This is a genomic window from Streptomyces sp. DG1A-41, from assembly GCF_037055355.1.
Classification (GTDB): Bacteria; Actinomycetota; Actinomycetes; order Streptomycetales; family Streptomycetaceae; genus Streptomyces.
The window spans coordinates 6536363-6556073 of record NZ_CP146350.1; the positions used below are offsets into that span (position 1 = coordinate 6536363).

Here is a 19711-nt window from a genome sequence, read left to right on the forward strand (position 1 = left end):
CGCTTCAGTCAAGGGGCCAAGCATCCCGTGCGCATCGCCAGATTCTCCATCGACGGGAACGTCGCCTTCGGCGCCATCGAGGGCGACAAGCAGGACGAGCTCGTCCTGGACATCATCAAGGGCATCCCGTTCGCGGACTTCGAGCTCTCCGGCACGAAGGTGCCGGTCGGCAAGGTCAGGCTGCTGCCGCCGGTGCTGCCCAACAAGGTCGTGGCCTTCGGCCGCAACTACAGCGAGCACGCGCGCGAGCTGGGCAACGAGGTGCCCGACGCCCCGTTCGCCTTCTTCAAGCCGTCCACCTCGGTGATCGGCCCCGGCGACGAGATCCAGTACCCCTCCTTCTCCGAGGAGGTGCACCACGAGGCCGAGCTGGCCGTGGTCATCGGCCGGATGTGCCGCGAGGTCCCGCGCGAGCGCGTCAAGGACGTCATCTTCGGCTACACCTGCGCCAACGACATCACCGCCCGCGACGTCCAGAAGCGCGAGAAGCAGTGGGCCCGGGCCAAGGGCTTCGACACCGCCTGCCCGCTCGGCCCCTGGGTGGAGACGGACCTGGACCCGAGCGACCTGACCATCCAGCTCACGGTCAACGGCCAGCAGCGCCAGCTGGGCCGCACCAGCGAGATGATCCACTCCATCGAGGATCTGATCGTCAACATCTCCGAGGCCATGACGCTGCTCCCCGGCGACGTGATCCTCACGGGCACCCCGGCAGGGGTCGGCCCCCTCAACGTCGGCGACGAGGTCGCCGTCACCATCGAAGGCATCGGCACTCTCACCAACAAGGTTGTCAAGCGTGGCTAGCGCACCCGGCTCCCCCGTACGCGTCCGTTTCTGCCCGTCGCCCACCGGTAACCCCCACGTGGGCCTGGTGCGCACCGCCCTGTTCAACTGGGCGTTCGCCAAGCACCACCAGGGCACCCTGGTCTTCCGCATCGAGGACACCGACGCGGCCCGCGACTCGGAGGAGTCGTACACCCAGCTGCTCGACTCGATGCGCTGGCTGGGCTTCGACTGGGACGAGGGCCCCGAGGTCGGCGGCCCGCACGCGCCGTACCGCCAGTCGCAGCGCATGGACCTGTACAAGGACGTCGCGGCCAAGCTGCTCGACGCCGGCCACGCCTACCGCTGCTACTGCTCCCAGGAGGAGCTGGACACCCGCCGCGAGGCCGCCCGCGCCGCCGGCAAGCCCTCCGGCTACGACGGCCACTGCCGCGAGCTGACCGACGCCCAGGTCGCCGAGTACCAGGCCCAGGGCCGGGAGCCGATCGTCCGCTTCCGCATGCCCGACGAGACGATCACCTTCACCGACCTGGTCCGCGGTGAACTGACCTTCACCCCGGAGAACGTCCCGGACTACGGCATCGTCCGCGCCAACGGCGCCCCGCTCTACACGCTGGTCAACCCGGTCGACGACGCCCTGATGGAGATCACCCACGTCCTGCGCGGCGAGGACCTGCTCTCCTCCACCCCGCGCCAGATCGCCCTGTACAAGGCGCTGATCGAGCTGGGCATCGCCCGGCAGATCCCCTCCTTCGGCCACCTGCCATACGTCATGGGCGAGGGCAACAAGAAGCTCTCCAAGCGCGACCCGCAGTCGTCCCTCAACCTCTACCGCGAACGCGGCTTCCTCCCCGAGGGCCTGCTCAACTACCTCTCGCTGCTCGGCTGGTCCCTCTCGGCCGACCAGGACGTGTTCACCATGGACGAGATGATCGCGGCGTTCGACATCTCCGGCGTGAACCCCAACCCGGCCCGCTTCGACCTGAAGAAGTGCGAGGCCATCAACGGCGACCACATCCGCCTGCTGGACGTGAAGGACTTCACGGAGCGCTGCCGTCCGTGGCTCCAGGCGCCGTTCGCCCCCTGGGCCCCGCAGGCCTTCGACGAGGCCAAGTGGCAGGCCATCGCCCCGCACGCGCAGACCCGCCTCAAGGTGCTCTCCGAGATCACCGACAACGTCGACTTCCTGTTCATGCCGGAGCCGGTGGAGGACGAGGCCAGCTGGACGAAGGCCATGAAGGAAGGCTCGGACGCCCTGCTGCGCACCGCCCGCGAGAAGCTGGAGGCGGCCGACTGGACCTCCGCCGAGTCGCTGAAGGAGGCCGTCCTGTCCGCCGGCGAGGCCCACGGCCTCAAGCTCGGCAAGGCCCAGGCCCCGGTCCGTGTCGCCGTCACCGGCCGCACGGTCGGCCTGCCGCTGTTCGAGTCGCTGGAGGTCCTGGGCAAGGAGAAGACCCTGGCCCGCATCGACGCGGCACTGGCGAAGCTGGCCGCGTAACGCGCGCACGGCACACCGCAGGCACGGCAGGGCGGCGCCCGCTTCGGGCACCGCCCTCGCCGCGTCCGCCCAGCCGTCACCCGGAGTTCATCCTTCCGGCCGGTTCCTGTCCCCGGGCGAGACGTTGGATGCCCCCTGTGCACACGGTGTCCGTGTGCGTCCTGGAACCGGGGGATACATGAGCCGTTCACGAAGACTCGTCCACGCGGCCGTCGGCGGAGTGGTGGCCCTGTCCTGCACCGTACTGACCGCACCCGCACAGGCGGCACCCGAGGCCGACGAGCCGGTCGGCACGGTACGGCTCGTCACCGAGAAGCGCGTGACGGTCGACTACCCGTGGGCCGGCGCGTCCGGCTTCCAGTACCGGCCCGGGACCACCTCGGTCACCACGGTGGACTACCCCGACGCGGTCCCGCCCGCCCACGCCGGCCCGGACGACCTGGCCAGCGGCACCGACGTCCTGAACACCCGCGACGGCCAGACCGTCACCCAGCGGCACCGCTCCACGGGCGTCACCGCCACCGTCACGATCCCCTCCGGCCAGGCCTACCGGGCCGCCGCCGGCTGGAGCGTGCTGACCATGGACGGCACCGGCGCCCTGCACGTGCTGCGCACCGTCGAGGGCACCCTCACCGCGGACACGCCGGTCACCGGCTTCCCCGCGGGCGCCCGGCCCGTCCTGTACCGCACCGGCGGTTCGGTGAGCCGTCTCGCGATCGTCTACGTGCTGGACGGCAGGACGTCGGTGGGTCTGGTCGACCTCGCCGACGGTGCCTTCCGCACCTACGTCACCAGCGACGAGGCGACCCCGCAGCTCGCCTTCAACGACCGCTGGCTCGTCGCCGACTGGAAGGCGGTCCGGGTGGACGCCGAACCCGGCACCGAGCCCACCGCCCTCCCCAGGACCGTCGCCCAGCCCGAAGCCGTCGTGGGCGACCAACTCCTGCTCGGCAACCCGACCTTCGTCCAGGGCGGCACCGAGGCCGCGCTCACCGCCCGCTCCCTGGTCACCGGCGCTACGAGCACCGTGCTCACCTCGTCCTTCGGCGGCATCGACCCGACCCTGGACGGCGGAGCGCTGGCCACCGCGGGCCCCTCCAGCCTCGACTGGAACATCCACCGGATCACCCTCACCGACAGCGGCGGACTCACCACCACCAAGGTGGCCCGGGTCCCCGCCGCCGCGACCGGGGTGCAGGCACTGGCCGTCGCCGGCGGCGAGTTGTTCCTCTACGGCGCGACGCCGGGCGGCTCGCTCCGCTTCAGCGGCTTCCAGCTGGACGCCGACGGCCGGCCCACCGGTGCGCAGACTCCCCGCAGTCCGGCGCTCTCCGCCTCCACCTGCCTCACCGGCGACGCCGCCTGCCCCCAGCTGGAGGCCCTCGGCGACGGCCGGGTCGCCCACCTGTGGACCGACGCCGCGGGCCGGGAATCCGTCCTCGCCGTCGGCCTCGACACCACCACCGTCGTCAGCGGCCCCACGGATGGCGACTCCGGCGGCCGCATAGCCGGCAGCACCGGCCGCTACCTGCTCTACAACGGCGGCTCCGGCACCCAGCGGGTCGTGGACCTCCCGCGCGCCGCGGCGAGCGGCGCGACCACCCTCACCCGCGACCGCACCGCCGCCGCCGTCTGGGGCCAGACCCTGTGGACCCCGGGCGGCACCCAGGGCTCGGTCACCGGCCGCAACCTCAAGACCGGCACGACCACCACCATCGCCACCGGCGCCCCCTGCACCCCCACCGACATCCAGGCCGTCAACGCCTGGCTGTACTGGTCCTGCGGCAGCACCGCGGGCGTCTACGACCGGGCGACGAACCGCAAGATCACGGTCCCGGCCGACAACGGCCCGGCCCGCCTCGCCGACGGCTTCCTGCTCCGTGAGAACCGCACCACCCACGAACTGCTGCTCACCGACTTCCACACCGGCACGGCCACCACCCGCACCCTGGTCAAGCTGCCGGCCACGGACCAGAACACCGGCGGCAGCAACGGCCGCTGGTCCGTCGACCGCTTCGGCGGTCACATCGCCTACCTCAACGGCACGTACGGCGAGGTGTCGATCGTCCGCGGCGGCGTCCCCACCTCGCCCCTCGCGCAGATGGAGGCCCAGGTCTACTCGCCCTCAGTGCTCGGCAAGTCCTTCCCCTGGTCGCCGGTGTGGCAGCTGAACAAGCCGTCCACCTGGACCCTCACCCTCGCCAACGCCTCCGGCACGGTCGTGCGCACCCTGACCGGCGCCTCCACCGGAGCCGCCGTACGCCCCGCCTGGGACGGCATCACCGACAACGGCGGCGGAGCCACGGGTGGCACCTACACCTGGAAGCTCACCGCCCACCCCCGTGACGACCAGGGCCCGGACCTCACGCTCTCCGGCACCATGACGCTGGGCTGAGAGCAGGTCGCGGTGGGTACGGTCGGACCATGAGCATCCAAGCCGTGGTCTGGGACGTCGACGACACCCTCTTCGACTACACCACCGCCGACCGCCTCGGCATGCGCGCCCACCTGGCGGGCGAGGGCCTGCTCGACGACTACGACACCGTCGAGCAGGCCCTCGCCCGCTGGCGGGAGATCACCGACCTGCAGTGGGCTCGCTTCGCCGCCGGAGAGGCCACCTTCGAGGACCAGCGGCGCGACCGCGTACGGGCGTTCGTCGGGCAGGAGCTGACCGACGCCGAGGCCGACGCGTGGTTCCAGCGCTACCTCGCCCACTACGAGGCGGTCTGGGCCCTGTTCACGGACGTCCTGCCCGTCCTCGACGCCCTCGCCGCGAGCCACCGGCACGCGGTGCTGTCCAACTCCAGCCTCCATGTCCAGGACCGCAAGCTGCGCGTCCTCGGCGTCCACGACCGCTTCGAGACCATCCTGTGCGCGGCGGAGCTCGGCGTCTCCAAACCGGAGGCCGGCGCCTTCCACGCAGTCTGCGAGGCCCTCGCCCTCGCTCCGCAGCAGGTCGCCTACGTCGGCGACCACCCGGAGATCGACGGTCGGGGCGCCGCCGACGCCGGGCTGCTGTCGGTGTGGATCGACCGCGGGGGTGCGTACGCCACGATCGAGCCGCCCGTCGGGCCGCATCGCATCGCCTCCCTGGCCGAACTGCCCTCGCTGCTCGGCGCGGATACTCGTTTTGGAGCCCCGTCCACCTTCGGGTAATGTTCTTCCTGCGCCGCGGGGAGCGGGCCGGAAGGCAGGAACCCCAGGCGCATTGCTAGAACAAGATCCCCCCAGGGGCTTGCGTTCCAGTGGCCTATGGTGTAATTGGCAGCACGACTGATTCTGGTTCAGTTAGTCTTGGTTCGAGTCCAGGTAGGCCAGCTCGCAGAGCTTATCTGCACCAGCGGATCTTGAATCCGCAAGCCCCCGTTGTGTAGCGGCCTAGCACGCTGCCCTCTCAAGGCAGTAGCGCCGGTTCGAATCCGGTCGGGGGTACTGGTTCCGAAAGATCGACGATCATCTCGGGACTGCTAGGGCCCCCGTTGTGTAGCGGCCTAGCACGCCGCCCTCTCAAGGCGGTAGCGCCGGTTCGAATCCGGTCGGGGGTACTGACTGGTCTAAACCACATTGGTCTATGGTGTAATTGGCAGCACGACTGATTCTGGTTCAGTTAGTCTTGGTTCGAGTCCAGGTAGACCAGCTCGGACCTGCGGAAACGCAGAGTCCACGCCCCCGTTGTGTAGCGGCCTAGCACGCCGCCCTCTCAAGGCGGTAGCGCCGGTTCGAATCCGGTCGGGGGTACGTAAAGGGAAGGCCCTCCACTTCGGTGGGGGGCCTTTTTCGTGCGTACCTCAGGGGCGCGGGGAACTGCGCGATCAGCCACGTACGGCCGGCAGGCGACAGCGAACGGCCCCCCCATGGCGCGTACTCGGGGAAAGGCCTGCCGCGGCGTTGAGGCCGACCCTCCCCGAACACGCTCCGTCGGTTCAGCCGGTGCGCCGCAGCGCCTCGGAGAGGCGCCCCGCCGCATCGATCACGGCCTGCGCATGCATACGGCCAGGATGACGCGTCAACCGCTCGATCGGCCCGGACACCGACACGGCGGCCACCACGCGGTTGGAAGGGCCGCGCACCGGCGCGGAGACGGACGCGACCCCCGGCTCGCGCTCGCCGATCGACTGGGCCCAGCCCCGGCGCCGTACGCCCGACAGGGCCGTCGCCGTGAAGCGCGCGCCCTGGAGGCCGCGGTGCAGGCGCTCCGGCTCCTCCCAGGCCAGCAGGATCTGCGCCGAGGAGCCGGCCTTCATCGTGAGCGTCGAGCCGACCGGGACGGTGTCCCGCAGTCCGGACAGACGCTCCGCCGCGGCGACGCAGATGCGCATGTCGCCCTGGCGGCGATAGAGCTGCGCGCTCTCGCCCGTGACGTCACGGAGGTGGGTGAGCACCGGGCCCGCGGTAGCGAGGAGACGGTCCTCACCCGCGGCCGCGGCCAGTTCTGCCAGGCGAGGGCCGAGAATGAAACGGCCCTGCATGTCGCGCGCCACCATGCGGTGGTGTTCCAGCGCCACGGCCAGGCGGTGGGCCGTGGGTCGTGCCAGTCCGGTGGCGCCGACCAGGCCCGCGAGGGTGGCCGGACCGGACTCCAGAGCGCTCAGGACGAGGGCCGCCTTGTCCAGAACGCCGACGCCGCTACTGTTGTCCATGAGACGATACTTGCGTCTCACTCTGTGAAACGCAAGTTCAAATTCTCGTGGAACCCGCCACTCTGGAAGACACGAAGTCACAGCGGCCCGTGACGTGCGGGTCTGGCGGCGGTTGCCCGGAAACGCAGGGGCGCGGGCCCGCCTCTTCAGGATCTCTAGTTGGGTCGGCGGATCGTCGTCGGCCGGAGGGAACAGCGATGGGTAGGACACTCGCGGAGAAAGTCTGGGACGACCATGTCGTCCGGCGCGCGGAGGGCGAGCCCGACCTTCTCTTCATCGATCTGCACCTGCTGCACGAGGTGACCAGCCCGCAGGCCTTCGACGGCCTCCGCAAGAGCGGCCGCAAGGTACGGCGCCTCGACCTCACCATCGCGACCGAGGACCACAACACCCCCACCCTCGACATTGACAAGCCGATCGCGGACCCGGTCTCCCGGATCCAGCTGGAGACGCTGCGCAAGAACGCCGCCGACTTCGGCGTGCGACTGCACCCGCTGGGCGACGTCGAGCAGGGCGTCGTGCACGTCGTCGGCCCGCAGCTGGGACTGACCCAGCCGGGCATGACCGTCGTCTGCGGCGACTCCCACACTTCCACGCACGGCGCCTTCGGCGCGCTGGCGTTCGGCATCGGCACCTCCCAGGTGGAGCACGTGCTGGCCACCCAGACGCTGCCGATGTCCCGCCCGAAGACCATGGCGATCACGGTCGACGGCGAGCTGCCCGACGGCGTCACCGCCAAGGACCTGATCCTGGCGATCATCGCCAGGATCGGCACCGGCGGCGGCCAGGGCTACGTCCTGGAGTACCGCGGCGAGGCCATCGAGAAGCTGTCGATGGAAGCGCGCATGACCATCTGCAACATGTCGATCGAGGCCGGCGCCCGCGCGGGCATGATCGCCCCGGACGAGACCACCTTCGCGTACCTCAAGGGCCGCCCGCACGCCCCCGAGGGCGCGGACTGGGACGCGGCCGTCGAGTACTGGAAGACGCTCAGGACGGACGAGGACGCCGAGTTCGACGCCGAGGTCGTCATCGACGCCGCCGAACTGTCGCCGTTCGTCACCTGGGGCACCAACCCCGGCCAGGGCGCACCGCTTTCTGCGTCCGTCCCCGACCCTGCTTCGTACGAAGACGCATCGGAGCGCTACGCCGCCGAAAAGGCCCTGGAATACATGGGGTTGGAGGCCGGCCAGCCGCTGCGCTCCATCAAGGTGGACACCGTCTTCGTAGGCTCCTGCACCAACGGCCGCATCGAGGACCTGCGCGCCGCCGCCGAGCTGATCAAGGGCCGCAAAGTCGCCGACGGCGTACGGATGCTGGTCGTCCCGGGCTCCGCGCGGGTGGGTCTCCAGGCCGTCTCCGAGGGGCTGGACGTCGTCTTCAAGGAGGCCGGCGCCGAGTGGCGGCACGCGGGCTGTTCGATGTGTCTGGGCATGAACCCCGACCAGCTGGCCCCGGGCGAGCGCTCCGCGTCCACCTCCAACCGCAACTTCGAGGGCCGGCAGGGCAAGGGCGGTCGTACGCACCTGGTGTCGCCGCAGGTCGCGGCCGCTACCGCCGTCCTGGGCCACCTGGCCTCCCCGGCCGACCTGTCCGCCGACACCCGTACGCCCGCTGGAGTCTGAGAACCATGGAAGCCTTCACCACCCACACAGGCCGGGCCGTCCCGCTGCGCCGCAGCAACGTCGACACCGACCAGATCATCCCCGCCCACTGGCTCAAGAAGGTCACGCGGGACGGGTTCGAGGACGGGCTGTTCGAGGCCTGGCGCAAGGACGAGTCGTTCGTGCTCAACCAGCCCGAGCGGCAGGGCGCGACCGTCCTGGTCGCCGGCCCCGACTTCGGCACCGGCTCCTCCCGCGAGCATGCCGTCTGGGCGCTTCAGAACTACGGCTTCAAGGCCGTGATCTCCTCCCGCTTCGCCGACATCTTCCGCGGCAACTCGCTCAAGAACGGCCTGCTCACGGTCGTCCTGGAGCAGAAGATCGTGGACGCGCTGTGGGAGCTCACCGAGAAGGACCCGCAGGCCGAGATCACCGTCGACCTGGTCGCCCGCGAGGTCCGCGCCGAGGGAATCACCGCCTCCTTCGAGCTGGACGAGAACGCCCGCTGGCGGCTGCTGAACGGCCTCGACGACATCTCGATCACCCTCCAGAACGAGGAGGACATCGCCGCCTACGAGGCCAAGCGCCCGTCGTTCAAGCCGCGGACGCTCCCGGTCTGATCCGGAGCACGATCCGCCCCCCTGAACAAGGCGACTTTCGGCCACCGCAACACCCCTCTGTACCCCCGATCAGCCCGATCGGGGGTACAGCCTTTTCTGCACCCGAACGGCCCTGCCCGCCCTGAGCCGGGCACTCAACTTCCCACGTTATGCCGGTGGTTGTTGGGGTACGCGAGAAGTACAGCCGTGACTTCCGTGTGCGCCCGGAAGACCGTTTGAGGCGGCAGTTGTCCCCTGCGCAGGCGACAACTCGCCCCAGATGGCACAATCTGTGCATGGAACACGACGGCCAACTCGAGCTCTATACGGCAGTCGCGGGCCAACTCAAGGAAGCGCACGCAAGGGTGCGCGCACTGCAAGTCCCGGAGGGCGTACGGATGGCGCTGACCCGGAAGCTGCTGGTCATTACGGCCGCGGCCAAGCACGATCTCGCCGACGCGGCAAGGCGGCTGGATCGGTTCACCGCGGACCTCGACGAGGGACGTCTCCCCGACGAGGAACGCTGAACCGGACGACACCGTCGAGTTCGTTGCGGCACAAGGGTGATAAGCCCGTTTCGTGTTTGATTTGCGGTATATATCTGCCTAACGTGCGAAAAAGCTTGAACACTTTCGTTCTGGCGATGTCTCCGAAGGGGAAGACGTGAACAAGGCGCAGCTCGTAGAAGCGATTGCCGACAAGATGGGCGGCCGACAGCAGGCCGCCGACGCTGTCGACCATGTACTGGACGCCATCGTCCGCGCGGTCGTCGCAGGTGAGAGGGTCTCCGTCACCGGCTTCGGTTCCTTCGAGAAGGTCGACCGTCCGGCCCGCTACGCCCGTAACCCCCAGACGGGCGAGCGGGTTCGGGTCAAGAAGACCTCCGTTCCGCGCTTCCGCGCGGGCCAGGGCTTCAAGGACCTGGTCAGCGGATCGAAGAAGCTGCCGCGTGGCGGCGAGGTCTCCGTCAAGAAGGCCCCGAAGGGCAGCCTGACCGGCGGCGCCGGCGCGACGGTCAAGAAGGCCGCCGCGAAGAAGGCCACCACCAAGACGGCGGCCGCGAAGAAGACCACGGCGAAGAAGACCACGGCGAAGAAGGCCACCACCAAGACGGCGGCCGCGAAGAAGACCACGGCGAAGAAGACCACGGCGAAGAAGGCCCCGGCCAAGAAGACCACGACGGCCAAGACCACCGCCGCGAAGAAGACCACCGCCAAGAAGGCGCCGGCGAAGAAGGCGACGGCCAAGAGGGCGCCCGCCAAGAAGTCGACGGCGCGCAAGTCCACCGCGAAGAAGACCACCGCCCGCAAGAAGTAGGGGAGCTGGGGCACTCACGCGCCGGGCCGGACTCCGTACGGAGTCCGGCCCGCGGTGTGTTCAGGAGTGGTCCGAGGGTCTCAGGAGTGGTCAGAGGGTCTGGAGGGTCACCAGAGTGATCCGGAGGTCCTCTTTCGCGCCCTCCATCTCGATCCGCACCCGCTGCCCCGGGCGCAGCAGCCTCAGCCCCCCCGCGTCGAACGCCGCGGCGTCGAAGGGCACCGGGGTGCCGTCGTCCAGGAGCACCTGCCCGCTGCGGCTTTCGGGGTCGTAGGTGTACGCGGTCGCCTGCATGGCCGCAGCCTACTGCCCGGGTATCAACAACCGCGCGGCGGCCGCGGCCGTATGGGGGCCGACCCCCAGGGCCAGCGCGGTGCGCAGGTCGTCGCCGGTGTCCACGTCCTGGCGTACGGAGTCCACGGCGGCGAGCGGCAGTTCCACGGCACCGGACGCGCGGTGCCGGGCCCGGGAATCGATACCGAAAGCCGGGAACAATTGCCGGCCCGGGGCGGCAGCCAGCAGAGTCGTACCGATTTCGGCCGCGTCCGGGAGAAAAGCGCGCGGGAATTCAGCGGCGGCGTCGAGTACCCGGGCCAATTCCGGCGGGCGCAGCGCCGGAAGGTCGGCGTTCAGCGCGGCCACCGGACTTTCGGGACGTGCGGACCGTACGGCCCCCGCCGCGTGTGCGAGGGCGGCGTTGAGGCCGCTTCCCGGCTCGTCGGGGATGATCGCCGCGCCCAGTGCGGCCAGCTCACGGCCCGCCCGGGCGTCGTCCGTGACGACTGCCACATCCCGTACCGCCGGGCAGGCCAGCGCGGCCGCCACCGTGTCCTGGGCGAAGGCGAGCGCCAGGTCCGGCCGCAGCCCGTCGTCCGCGGTGTCCGCAAGCCTGCTCTTGGCCTGGGCCAGGGGCTTCAGGGGTACGACCAAGGTCCACTGCACTGATGTTCCGTCCCTCTCTTGTCGCGGTCATTGTCACCCGGGGCCGCCGGTGCCCGGGGTGTCGGGGCGTACGGTGTTCTCGACAGACCGGCGGCCTGGGGCGACACTTGTGCGGCCCCCCGTGGCCCCCGCTTCAGGCCCTAGAGGAAGGTGTCCGCGTGCCCCGCCGCAGAATCGGCTTCTGGTACCGCCTCGCCGCGGTGATCTGCAAACCGCCGCTGGTGGTTCTGCTCAGGCGGGACTGGCGCGGAATGGAGCAAATTCCGGCCGAGGGTGGATTTGTCACCGTGGTGAACCACAATTCGCACATCGACCCCTTCGCTTACGCGCACTTTCAGTACAACACCGGGCGCGTCCCGCGATTCCTCGCGAAGAGCGGGCTTTTCAAGAAGGGATTCGTCGGCGCCGCGATGCGCGGCACCGGGCAGATCCCCGTCTACCGCGAGAGCACGGACGCGCTGAGCGCATTCCGGGCCGCGATCGAAGCCGTGAACCGCGGGGAATGTGTCGCCTTCTATCCCGAGGGCACCCTCACCCGCGACCCGGCGGGCTGGCCCATGACCGGCAAGACCGGGGCCGCGCGCGTCGCCCTTCAGACCAAGTGCCCGGTGATCCCCGTCGCCCAGTGGGGCTGCAACGAACTGCTGCCGCCGTACGCGAAGAAGCCGCACCTCCTGCCGCGCAAGACGCACCACGTGCTCGCCGGACCGCCGGTGGACCTCACGCGGTTCTACGACAAGGAGATGACCGCGGAGCTCCTGAAGGAGGCCACCGAGGTCATCATGGCCGCCATCACCCGCCAGCTGGAGGAGATCCGCGGCGAGAAGGCGCCCGAGACGCCCTACGACCCGCGCCGGGAGCGGATCGAACAGCGGCGCCGCACCCAGGCGCAGACACAGCGGGGCGGGCAGCAGACGGCATCGCCGGTGCAGTCGGCACCGTCGGCACAGGAAGAGGGGCTGGGCAAGTGAGCAAGCCGGTCAAGGCGGCGGTCCTGAGCGCCGGTTCGTGGGGTACGGCCTTCGGCATGGTGCTCGCCGACGCCGGGTGCGAGGTCACCCTGTGGGGGCGCCGCCCGGAGGTCGTGGAGGCGATCAACTCCACCCGTACCAATCCCGACTACTTCCCGGGCGTCGAACTCCCGGAGAACGTGCGGGCCACCACGGATCCCGCGGAAGCCGCAGCGGACGCCGACTTCACGGTCCTCTCGGTCCCCTCGCAGACCCTGCGCGGCAACCTCGCCGACTGGGCGCCGCTGCTCGCCCCCGGCACGGTCCTCGTGTCGCTGATGAAGGGCGTCGAACTCGGCTCCGCGATGCGGATGAGCGAGGTCATCGACGACGTCGCCAAGGTCGGCCCGGACCGCATCGCCGTGGTCACCGGGCCCAACCTGGCCCGCGAGATCGCCGCGCGGATGCCGGCCGCCGCCGTGGTCGCCTGCACGGACGAGGCCGTCGCCCAGCGGCTCCAGGCCGCCTGTCATACGCCGTACTTCCGCCCGTACACCAACACCGACGTCGTCGGCTGTGAACTCGGCGGCGCGGTCAAGAACGTCATCGGCCTGGCCGTCGGCATCGCGGACGGCATGGGCCTCGGCGACAACGCCAAGGGCTCGCTCATCACCCGCGGTCTCGCCGAGACCACCCGGCTCGGCATCGCGCTCGGCGCCGACCCGCTGACCTTCTCCGGACTCGCGGGCCTGGGCGATCTGGTGGCCACCTGCTCCTCGCCGCTGTCCCGCAACCACACCTTCGGCACCAACCTGGGCAAGGGCATGACCCTCCAGGAGACCATCGCGGTCACCAAGCAGACCGCCGAGGGCGTCAAGTCCTGCGAGTCGGTGCTGGATCTGGCCCGTCGGCACGGCGTCGACATGCCCATCACGGAGACGGTCGTCGGCATCGTGCACGAGGGCAAGCCTCCGGTGGTGGCCCTCAAGGAGCTGATGTCGCGCAGCGCGAAGCCGGAGCGACGCTGAGCGACGCGGGTCCGCGGGCGCTGTATCCGGGCTTTACCAACGGGTACTCTCAACGCGATATGAGCACCGAGAACCTCCCCCAGAGCCCCGAGCAGCCGTCTCGTAAGCCGCGTGTGGCCGTCGTGTTCGGCGGGCGCAGCTCCGAACACGGGATCTCCGTGGTCACGGCCGGCGCCGTCCTCAAGGCCATCGACCGGACGAAGTACGACGTCCTGCCGATCGGCATCACCCAGGACGGCCGTTGGGCGCTCACGGCGGACGAACCGGAGCGGATGGCGATCGTCGACCGGCGCCAGCCGAGCGTCGACCTGCTCGCCGAGTCCGACGAGGGCGGAGTGATCCTCCCGGTCGACCCCGCCAACCGCGAAGTCGTCTACAGCGAGCCGGGATCGGTCCCCAAGGCGCTCGGCGAGGTCGACGTGGTCTTCCCGGTGCTGCACGGCCCCTACGGCGAGGACGGCACCCTCCAGGGCCTCCTGGAGCTGTCCGGCGTCCCGTACGTGGGCTCGGGCGTGCTCGCCTCGGCCGTGGGCCAGGACAAGGAGTACATGAAGCGGGTGTTCACCTCCTTCGGTCTGAAGGTGGGCCCGTACGTGGTGGTCCGCCCGCGGGAGTGGGAGCGCGACGAGGCCGCCGCCCGCAAGAGGATCATCGACTTCGCCGGCGAGCACGGCTGGCCGCTGTTCGTGAAGCCCTCGCGTGCCGGTTCGTCGATCGGCATCACCAAGGTCGACGACCTCTCCGGCCTCGACGAGGCGATCGCCGAGGCCCAGCGGCACGACCCGAAGATCCTCGTGGAGGCCGCCCTGCGCGGCCGTGAGATCGAGTGCGGCGTCCTGGAGTTCGAGGACGGCCCCCGGGCCTCCGTCCCCGCCGAGATCCCCTCTCCTGAGGCGCACGCGTACTACGACTTCGAGGCCAAGTACATCGACTCGACGCCGGGGATCGTGCCGGCGCCGCTGACCCCGGAGGAGACGGCCGAAGTCCAGGGCCTGGCGGTCGACGCCTTCGAGGCGGCGTCCTGCGAGGGCCTGGTCCGTGCGGACTTCTTCCTCACCGAGGACGGCGAGTTCGTGATCAACGAGATCAACACGATGCCCGGCTTCACGCCCATCTCGATGTACCCGCAGATGTGGCAGGCGAGCGGGGTGAGCTACCCGGAGCTGGTGGACCGTCTGGTGCAGGCGGCGCTTCGCAGGCCGACAGGACTGCGCTGACCCCAGGGGCGCGGGGAAAGCGCGGCGCTCAGGAGGCGATCCCCTCGGGGATCGCCTTCTTCACGGCCGAGGCCAGATCGATCAGGACACCGGAGCTGTCCACCCCTTCCGGCACCCCCACCTCGACATACGCCTCCCGGTTGGCGGTGGTGAACCGGTACCCTCCGTCGTCCTGCTTCTCCATCAGCCAGTCGACCCCGTTCACACCTCCGGCGACCGCATCCGGATCATGCCCGTCGGCCACCTTCGGATCGACCATCTTCGGCGGCTGCGGCACTCCGCAGCGAAGTATGATCGCCGGGCTGCCCCAGCCCGCCGTCAGCGCCGACGCGGGCTCGGGATCCTCGCGACGCTCTCCGTCCACCTTCGCGGGCAGTACCTTGTCCAGGTTCCGGCACAGCACCGCGACCTTCGCGCCCGGACTGGGAACCGCCGCCGACGCGCTGTCGTCTGCTGAGGAGCAGCCCGCGGCAGTGATCAACAGCGCGAGAGCGGGCAGGCGGAGGACAACGCGGAACACAGAAGGGTGCCGGTGACGGAAAGAGTTCACCGGCACAGGGTAGACGGGGGCTACAGATGCACGACCGGGCAGGTCAGGGTGCGGGTGATGCCGTCCACTTGCTGGACCTTGGCGACCACCATGCGTCCGAGGTCGTCGACGGTGTCGGCCTGGGCCCGCACGATCACGTCGTACGGTCCTGTGACGTCCTCGGCCTGGATGACCCCAGGGATCTTGCTGATCGTCTCGGCGACGGTCGACGCCTTGCCGACCTCCGTCTGGATCAGGATGTACGCCTGTACCACGGAACCTCCAGGGCGGCCACGAGGATCATGTGGGGAAAAGGAACGCCACGGTATCGCGTCGCCGCTCGCCGCGGGGAGACCTGCGGGGACCGGGTCTTGCGCGCCGGGGTGCAGGTCCGGCAGAACTTGACGGTCACTTCGACCGTAGCGAGGACCGACAGGCCTCGCGACCGGGCACGGACAGGGACAGAAGGGGAGAAAGGGCAATGAAGGGCACTGTTGGTGAGCTCGGTGAGTTCGGGCTCATCAGGGAGCTCACCTCCCGTCTGACCACCACCCCGGCGGTCCGGGTCGGCCCCGGCGACGACGCCGCCGTGGTGGCCGCGCCCGACCGGAGGGTCGTGGCCAGTACGGACATCCTGGTGGAGGGCCGGCACTTCCGCAGGGACTGGTCGACGGCCTACGACGTGGGCCGCAAGGCGGCGGCGCAGAACCTCGCCGACATCGCCGCCATGGGCGCCGTTCCCACCGCGCTGCTGCTGGGGCTGGTCGTCCCTGCCGAGCTGCCGGTGACGTGGCCGAGCGAGCTGATGGACGGCCTGCGCGACGAGTGCCAGGTGGCCGGCGCCGCCGTGGTCGGCGGTGACGTCGTACGCGGCGATTCGATCGTGGTGTCGATCACCGCGCTCGGCGACCTGCGCAACCAGGAGCCGGTGACACGGGCGGGCGCGCAGCCAGGCGACCTCGTCGCGGTGACGGGCTGGCTGGGTTGGTCGGCGGCCGGGTACGCGGTGCTGTCCCGCGGGTTCCGTTCGCCGCGCGCGTTCGTGGAGGCCCACCGGCGGCCCGAGCCGCCGTACCACGCGGGTCCGGCCGCCGCCGGGCTCGGGGCGACCGCGATGTGCGACGTGAGCGACGGGCTGATCGCCGACCTGGGGCACATCGCCGAGGCCAGCAAGGTGCGGATCGACATCCGCTCCGGGGCCATCGACGTCCCCTCTCAGATGAACGACATCGGGCAGGCCGTCGGCGTCGACCCGATGCAGTGGGTGCTGACCGGGGGAGAGGACCACGCGATCGTGGCGACCTTCCCGCCGGACGTGAAGCTGCCCGCCCGCTGGAAGGTCATCGGCGAGGTCCTCAACCCCTCCGCGCTGCCCCAGGTCACGGTCGACGGGGCGCCGTGGACCAGCAAGGGTGGCTGGGATCACTTCGGGGACATGGAGTCATGATTCCCAAGGTCCTCACGGTGGCGGGCTCCGACTCGGGCGGCGGCGCCGGCATCCAGGCCGACCTGAAGACGATGCTCGCGCTCGGCGTGCACGGCATGAGCGTCCTCACGGCGGTGACCGCCCAGAACTCCCTCGGCGTGCAGGGGGCTTGGGAGCTGCCGGTGGAGGCGGTGCGGGCCCAGTACCGCAGTGTCGTCGACGACATCGGCGTCCAGGCGGTCAAGACCGGGATGCTGGCCTCCGCCGAACTCGTTGAGGCCGTCGCCGAGTTGGTCGCGGGCACGGACGCCCCGGCGGTGGTCGACCCGGTGGGCGTCTCCAAGCACGGCGACCCCCTGCTCGCCGCCTCGGCGCTGGACTCCGTCCGTACGAAGCTGCTGCCGGTGGCCACGGTCGCCACCCCGAACCTCGACGAGGTGGCGCAGCTGACGGGCGTGCGCGTCGAGTCGGAGGAGCAGCTGCGACGGGCCGCGGCGGCCGTGCTCGGGTACGGGCCGCGGTGGGTGCTGATCAAGGGCGGCCACCTGTCCGGGGACGCCGTGGACCTGCTCACGGACGGCTCCGAGGAGCACTGGCTGCGGGCGCCGCGCCACGACAACCGGCACACCCACGGCACGGGCTGCACCCTCGCCTCCGCGATCGCGTCACAGCTGGCCAAGGGACACTCGGTGCCGGAGGCGGTGGCGGCGGCCAAGGAGTACGTCACCGGGGCGATCGCGGCCGGGTTCGCGCTCGGCGGCGGGATCGGGCCGGTGGATCATGGCTGGCGGTTCCGGGCCGGTTCCTGAGCGTCCGCGTTCGTTCCTGAGCATTCGGGCCCGTTCCCGGGTATCCGGTCACGGCAGAGGCATCCGGACACGGCAAAGAGCCGGTCCACCTGAGGTGGACCGGCTCTGTAAAGCGAACCAGCAGTGGCCGCGCGCTAGCTGAGCGTCAGCGCGAGACCTTGCCGGCCTTGATGCACGAGGTGCAAGCGTTCACGCGCTTCGGCGTCCCGCCCACCACGGTACGCACACGCTGGATGTTCGGGTTCCAGCGGCGGGACGTACGGCGGTGCGAGTGCGAGATGTTGTTGCCGAAGCCCGGCCCCTTGCCGCAGACGTCGCAGTTGGCAGCCACGGGTCACTCCAAAGACTTCAGATGCACTTACGGTTAATCCCGGCATGCCGGGATCGAGATCCTGTGGCTCCAGGAGCCGGCGAGATCTGAGTGGCGCTGCCAGGGGGAAAGCCCGATCAGGATCGGGCAACCGGAGCAGCATACAACGGCTGCACCCGTACAACGAAACTAGCACGGCAGCTCAGGGGCCCGTCCCCGGCCCACTTCCGGTGGACACCGCCCCGGGGTCTACGCTGCGTGCCACGTCCAGCAGCTCAGGGAGGCGCGGTGGCGCAGGTGCCGCAGACATTCTTCGATGCTCTCGCGGTGCGCACCTGGTGCGGTCTCGCACTCGAGACGCTGGGGCGGTCGCGTGAGGAGATCGACGCGATCAACGTCTACCCCGTGGCGGACGGGGACACCGGCACGAATCTGTATCTGACCGTGGAGTCCGCCGTCGCGGCGGTCGAGGCCGTGTTCGCGGGGCATGCGGCGAGGTCCGGCCCCGAGGGACCGACGCTGGCCGACGCCGCCCGGGCGATGGCGCACGGAGCGCTCATCGGTGCCCGTGGGAACTCCGGGACGATCCTCGCCCAGCTGCTGCGCGGCATGTCCCAGGTGCTGGCTGACGCCGGGACCCCGCACGCCGACGGCCAGGGCCTGCGGCTGGCCCTGCGGCACGCGGCCGACTCCGCCCGGCAGGCCGTGGCCCACCCCGTCGAGGGCACGGTCCTCACGGTCGCCTCGGCCGCTGCCGACGCCGCCTGCGGGGCCGAGGGCGACTGCGGGGCGGTGGCCCGGTCGGCCTATGAGGGAGCGCGCGCGGCTCTGGCCGCGACCCCGGGACAGCTGCCCGTCCTGGACCGCGCCGGGGTGGTCGACGCCGGCGGGCGGGGGCTGGTGGCCGTGCTCGGGGCGCTGGTGGAGACGTTCACGGGGGAGAGGTCGCGGGATGCGGCGGTGACGGCGGGTGCGCTGCGGGCGGGCGCGGGGGAGGGGCCCGGGGACGCGGGGCCGGCCGAGGACGCGCAGGACTGGTACGCGTACCCGCGGGGCCCGCACGCGCGCGTGGAGGCCGCCGAAGGGCTCGCCCCGGGCGGGGAGCGTGCCGACGGTGCCGCCCTGGCCGACCAGGACGGCCCCGCCTTCGAGGTGATCTACCTCCTGGAGGCCGAGGACGCGGCCGTGGCCCGGTTGCGGGAGCGGCTCGACGCACTCGGGGACTCGCTCGTCGTGGTCGGCGGCGACGGGCTGTGGAACGTCCATGTCCATGTCGACGACGCGGGCGCCGCCGTCGAGGCCGGTATCGAGGCCGGGCGGCCCTACCGGATCCGCATCACGCACTTCGGCGCCGGCGACGTGCACACCACCGGTGCCGAGCGGCCTCGCGAGCGCGCCCAGCGTGCCGTCGTGGCCGTGGTGCCCGGCGAGGGCCTGGCCGGTCTGTACACCGAGGCCGGCGCGACCACCGTGCTCGCACGCCCCGGGGAGCCGCCCGCGAGCGGTGAGCTCGTGCAGGCCGTACGGCGGGCCCACGCGCGCGAGGTCGTGCTGCTGCCCAACGACGCCGAGCTGCGCCACACCGCCGCCGCGGCGGCCGAGCAGGCTCGTACCGAGGGCATCCGCGTGGCCCTCATCCCGACCCGCTCGGCGGTCCAGGGCATCGCGGCGCTGGCCGTGCACGAGCCGGAGCGCCGCTTCGACGAGGACGTGGTGTCGATGACCTCGGCGGCCGGCGCGACCCGCTACGCCGAGGTCACCATCGCCGAACGCCAGGCCTGGACGATGGCCGGCATCTGCCAGGCCGGCGACGTCCTCGGCCTGATCGACGGCGACGTGGCCGTGATCGGCTCGGACGTCACGGCCACCGCCGAGACCGTCCTGGACCGCATGCTCGCGGCCGGGGGCGAGATGGTCACCCTGGTGCTCGGCGACGAGGCTCCCGACACCATCGCCGAGCACCTGGAGGGCCGGGTCCGCGAGGGGTACCTCGCCGTCGACACGGTCGTGTACCGGGGCGGGCGGCAGGGGGCCGTGCTGCTCATCGGCGTGGAGTAGG

At 70.8% G+C, this 19711-nt stretch carries 20 protein-coding genes and 5 tRNA genes; 19 read left to right on the forward strand and 6 right to left on the reverse strand.

Going from position 1 to position 19711, the window contains the following annotated elements:
* The first annotated feature begins 27 nt into the window (after window positions 1-27).
* From V8690_RS30635 to V8690_RS30675, 9 genes are all read left to right on the forward strand, one after another.
* A complete protein-coding gene (locus tag V8690_RS30635; protein ID WP_338783341.1) occupies window positions 28-804 on the forward strand; it encodes a fumarylacetoacetate hydrolase family protein in 777 nt (258 codons plus the stop codon).
* Complete coding sequence (gene gltX, locus V8690_RS30640; protein ID WP_338783342.1) at window positions 797-2281, forward strand: glutamate--tRNA ligase; 1485 nt, start codon at window positions 797-799, stop codon at window positions 2279-2281. The genes V8690_RS30635 and gltX overlap by 8 nt, the downstream gene beginning before the upstream one ends.
* Before the next feature lie 178 nt (window positions 2282-2459).
* Window positions 2460-4676: a FlgD immunoglobulin-like domain containing protein gene (locus V8690_RS30645; RefSeq protein WP_338783343.1), complete on the forward strand. Its 2217-nt coding sequence runs from the start codon at window positions 2460-2462 to the stop codon at window positions 4674-4676.
* 29 nt (window positions 4677-4705) lie between these two features.
* Window positions 4706-5437, forward strand: a complete 732-nt coding sequence (locus V8690_RS30650; RefSeq protein ID WP_338783344.1) for an HAD family hydrolase — start codon at window positions 4706-4708, stop codon at window positions 5435-5437.
* 90 nt (window positions 5438-5527) lie between these two features.
* A tRNA-Gln gene (locus V8690_RS30655) sits at window positions 5528-5599 on the forward strand.
* 41 nt (window positions 5600-5640) lie between these two features.
* A tRNA-Glu gene (locus V8690_RS30660) sits at window positions 5641-5713 on the forward strand.
* 40 nt (window positions 5714-5753) lie between these two features.
* Window positions 5754-5826 (forward strand) — tRNA-Glu (locus V8690_RS30665).
* 20 nt (window positions 5827-5846) lie between these two features.
* Window positions 5847-5918, forward strand: a tRNA-Gln gene (locus tag V8690_RS30670).
* 28 nt (window positions 5919-5946) lie between these two features.
* Window positions 5947-6019, forward strand: a tRNA-Glu gene (locus V8690_RS30675).
* Between the two features lie 185 nt (window positions 6020-6204).
* Here V8690_RS30675 and ndgR read toward each other — a convergent pair.
* Window positions 6205-6921 (reverse strand): IclR family transcriptional regulator NdgR, encoded by a 717-nt coding sequence (ndgR, locus tag V8690_RS30680; protein ID WP_010044585.1) that lies wholly within the window; start codon window positions 6919-6921, stop codon window positions 6205-6207.
* Window positions 6922-7118: 197 nt separating this feature from the next.
* Here ndgR and leuC point away from each other — a divergent pair, with 197 nt between their 5' ends.
* The 4 genes from leuC (at window position 7119) to V8690_RS30700 (ending at window position 10441) form a co-directional block, all read left to right on the forward strand.
* Window positions 7119-8546, forward strand: a complete 1428-nt coding sequence (gene leuC / locus V8690_RS30685) for a 3-isopropylmalate dehydratase large subunit (RefSeq protein ID WP_338783345.1) — start codon at window positions 7119-7121, stop codon at window positions 8544-8546.
* 5 nt (window positions 8547-8551) lie between these two features.
* Complete coding sequence (gene leuD, locus V8690_RS30690; RefSeq protein ID WP_338783346.1) at window positions 8552-9145, forward strand: 3-isopropylmalate dehydratase small subunit; 594 nt, start codon at window positions 8552-8554, stop codon at window positions 9143-9145.
* A gap of 275 nt (window positions 9146-9420) precedes the next feature.
* Window positions 9421-9651 (forward strand): hypothetical protein, encoded by a 231-nt coding sequence (locus V8690_RS30695; protein ID WP_020270054.1) that lies wholly within the window; start codon window positions 9421-9423, stop codon window positions 9649-9651.
* 136 nt (window positions 9652-9787) lie between these two features.
* Window positions 9788-10441: an HU family DNA-binding protein gene (locus tag V8690_RS30700; protein ID WP_338783347.1), complete on the forward strand. Its 654-nt coding sequence runs from the start codon at window positions 9788-9790 to the stop codon at window positions 10439-10441.
* 90 nt (window positions 10442-10531) lie between these two features.
* Here the strand turns inward: V8690_RS30700 and V8690_RS30705 are convergent, their stop codons facing one another.
* A complete protein-coding gene (locus V8690_RS30705; RefSeq protein WP_338783348.1) occupies window positions 10532-10735 on the reverse strand; it encodes a hypothetical protein in 204 nt (67 codons plus the stop codon).
* Between the two features lie 9 nt (window positions 10736-10744).
* Complete coding sequence (cofC, locus tag V8690_RS30710; protein WP_338783349.1) at window positions 10745-11383, reverse strand: 2-phospho-L-lactate guanylyltransferase; 639 nt, start codon at window positions 11381-11383, stop codon at window positions 10745-10747.
* Window positions 11384-11541: 158 nt separating this feature from the next.
* On the opposite strand from cofC, the gene V8690_RS30715 reads away from it, so the two are divergent.
* The 3 genes from V8690_RS30715 to V8690_RS30725 are packed head-to-tail and all read left to right on the forward strand — an operon-like array spanning window position 11542 to window position 14578.
* Window positions 11542-12354 carry a lysophospholipid acyltransferase family protein gene (locus V8690_RS30715; protein ID WP_338783350.1) on the forward strand — a complete coding sequence of 271 codons (813 nt, stop codon included), beginning with the start codon at window positions 11542-11544 and terminating at the stop codon, window positions 12352-12354.
* A complete protein-coding gene (locus V8690_RS30720; protein WP_338783351.1) occupies window positions 12351-13361 on the forward strand; it encodes an NAD(P)H-dependent glycerol-3-phosphate dehydrogenase in 1011 nt (336 codons plus the stop codon). The genes V8690_RS30715 and V8690_RS30720 overlap by 4 nt, the downstream gene beginning before the upstream one ends.
* A 59-nt stretch (window positions 13362-13420) precedes the next feature.
* Entirely contained in the window at window positions 13421-14578 is a 1158-nt protein-coding gene (locus V8690_RS30725; protein WP_338783352.1) for a D-alanine--D-alanine ligase family protein, read from the forward strand.
* Window positions 14579-14606: 28 nt separating this feature from the next.
* Here V8690_RS30725 and V8690_RS30730 read toward each other — a convergent pair whose 3' ends face one another.
* Both V8690_RS30730 and V8690_RS30735 read right to left on the reverse strand, forming a co-directional pair.
* Window positions 14607-15128 (reverse strand): DUF3515 domain-containing protein, encoded by a 522-nt coding sequence (locus tag V8690_RS30730; protein ID WP_338783353.1) that lies wholly within the window; start codon window positions 15126-15128, stop codon window positions 14607-14609.
* Between the two features lie 20 nt (window positions 15129-15148).
* On the reverse strand, window positions 15149-15382 hold the full coding sequence (locus V8690_RS30735) for an Lrp/AsnC ligand binding domain-containing protein (protein WP_003997603.1): 234 nt from the start codon (window positions 15380-15382) through the stop codon (window positions 15149-15151).
* Between the two features lie 206 nt (window positions 15383-15588).
* Between V8690_RS30735 and V8690_RS30740 the strand changes: the two genes are divergently transcribed.
* Both V8690_RS30740 and thiD read left to right on the forward strand, forming a co-directional pair.
* Window positions 15589-16554: a thiamine-phosphate kinase gene (locus V8690_RS30740; protein WP_338783354.1), complete on the forward strand. Its 966-nt coding sequence runs from the start codon at window positions 15589-15591 to the stop codon at window positions 16552-16554.
* On the forward strand, window positions 16551-17342 hold the full coding sequence (gene thiD, locus V8690_RS30745; RefSeq protein ID WP_338783355.1) for a bifunctional hydroxymethylpyrimidine kinase/phosphomethylpyrimidine kinase: 792 nt from the start codon (window positions 16551-16553) through the stop codon (window positions 17340-17342). The genes V8690_RS30740 and thiD overlap by 4 nt, the downstream gene beginning before the upstream one ends.
* Before the next feature lie 145 nt (window positions 17343-17487).
* Here thiD and rpmB read toward each other — a convergent pair whose 3' ends face one another.
* Window positions 17488-17673: a 50S ribosomal protein L28 gene (gene rpmB / locus V8690_RS30750; protein WP_003993230.1), complete on the reverse strand. Its 186-nt coding sequence runs from the start codon at window positions 17671-17673 to the stop codon at window positions 17488-17490.
* 267 nt (window positions 17674-17940) lie between these two features.
* On the opposite strand from rpmB, the gene V8690_RS30755 reads away from it, so the two are divergent.
* On the forward strand, window positions 17941-19710 hold the full coding sequence (locus V8690_RS30755; RefSeq protein ID WP_338783356.1) for a DAK2 domain-containing protein: 1770 nt from the start codon (window positions 17941-17943) through the stop codon (window positions 19708-19710).
* Window position 19711: the final 1 nt, after the last annotated feature.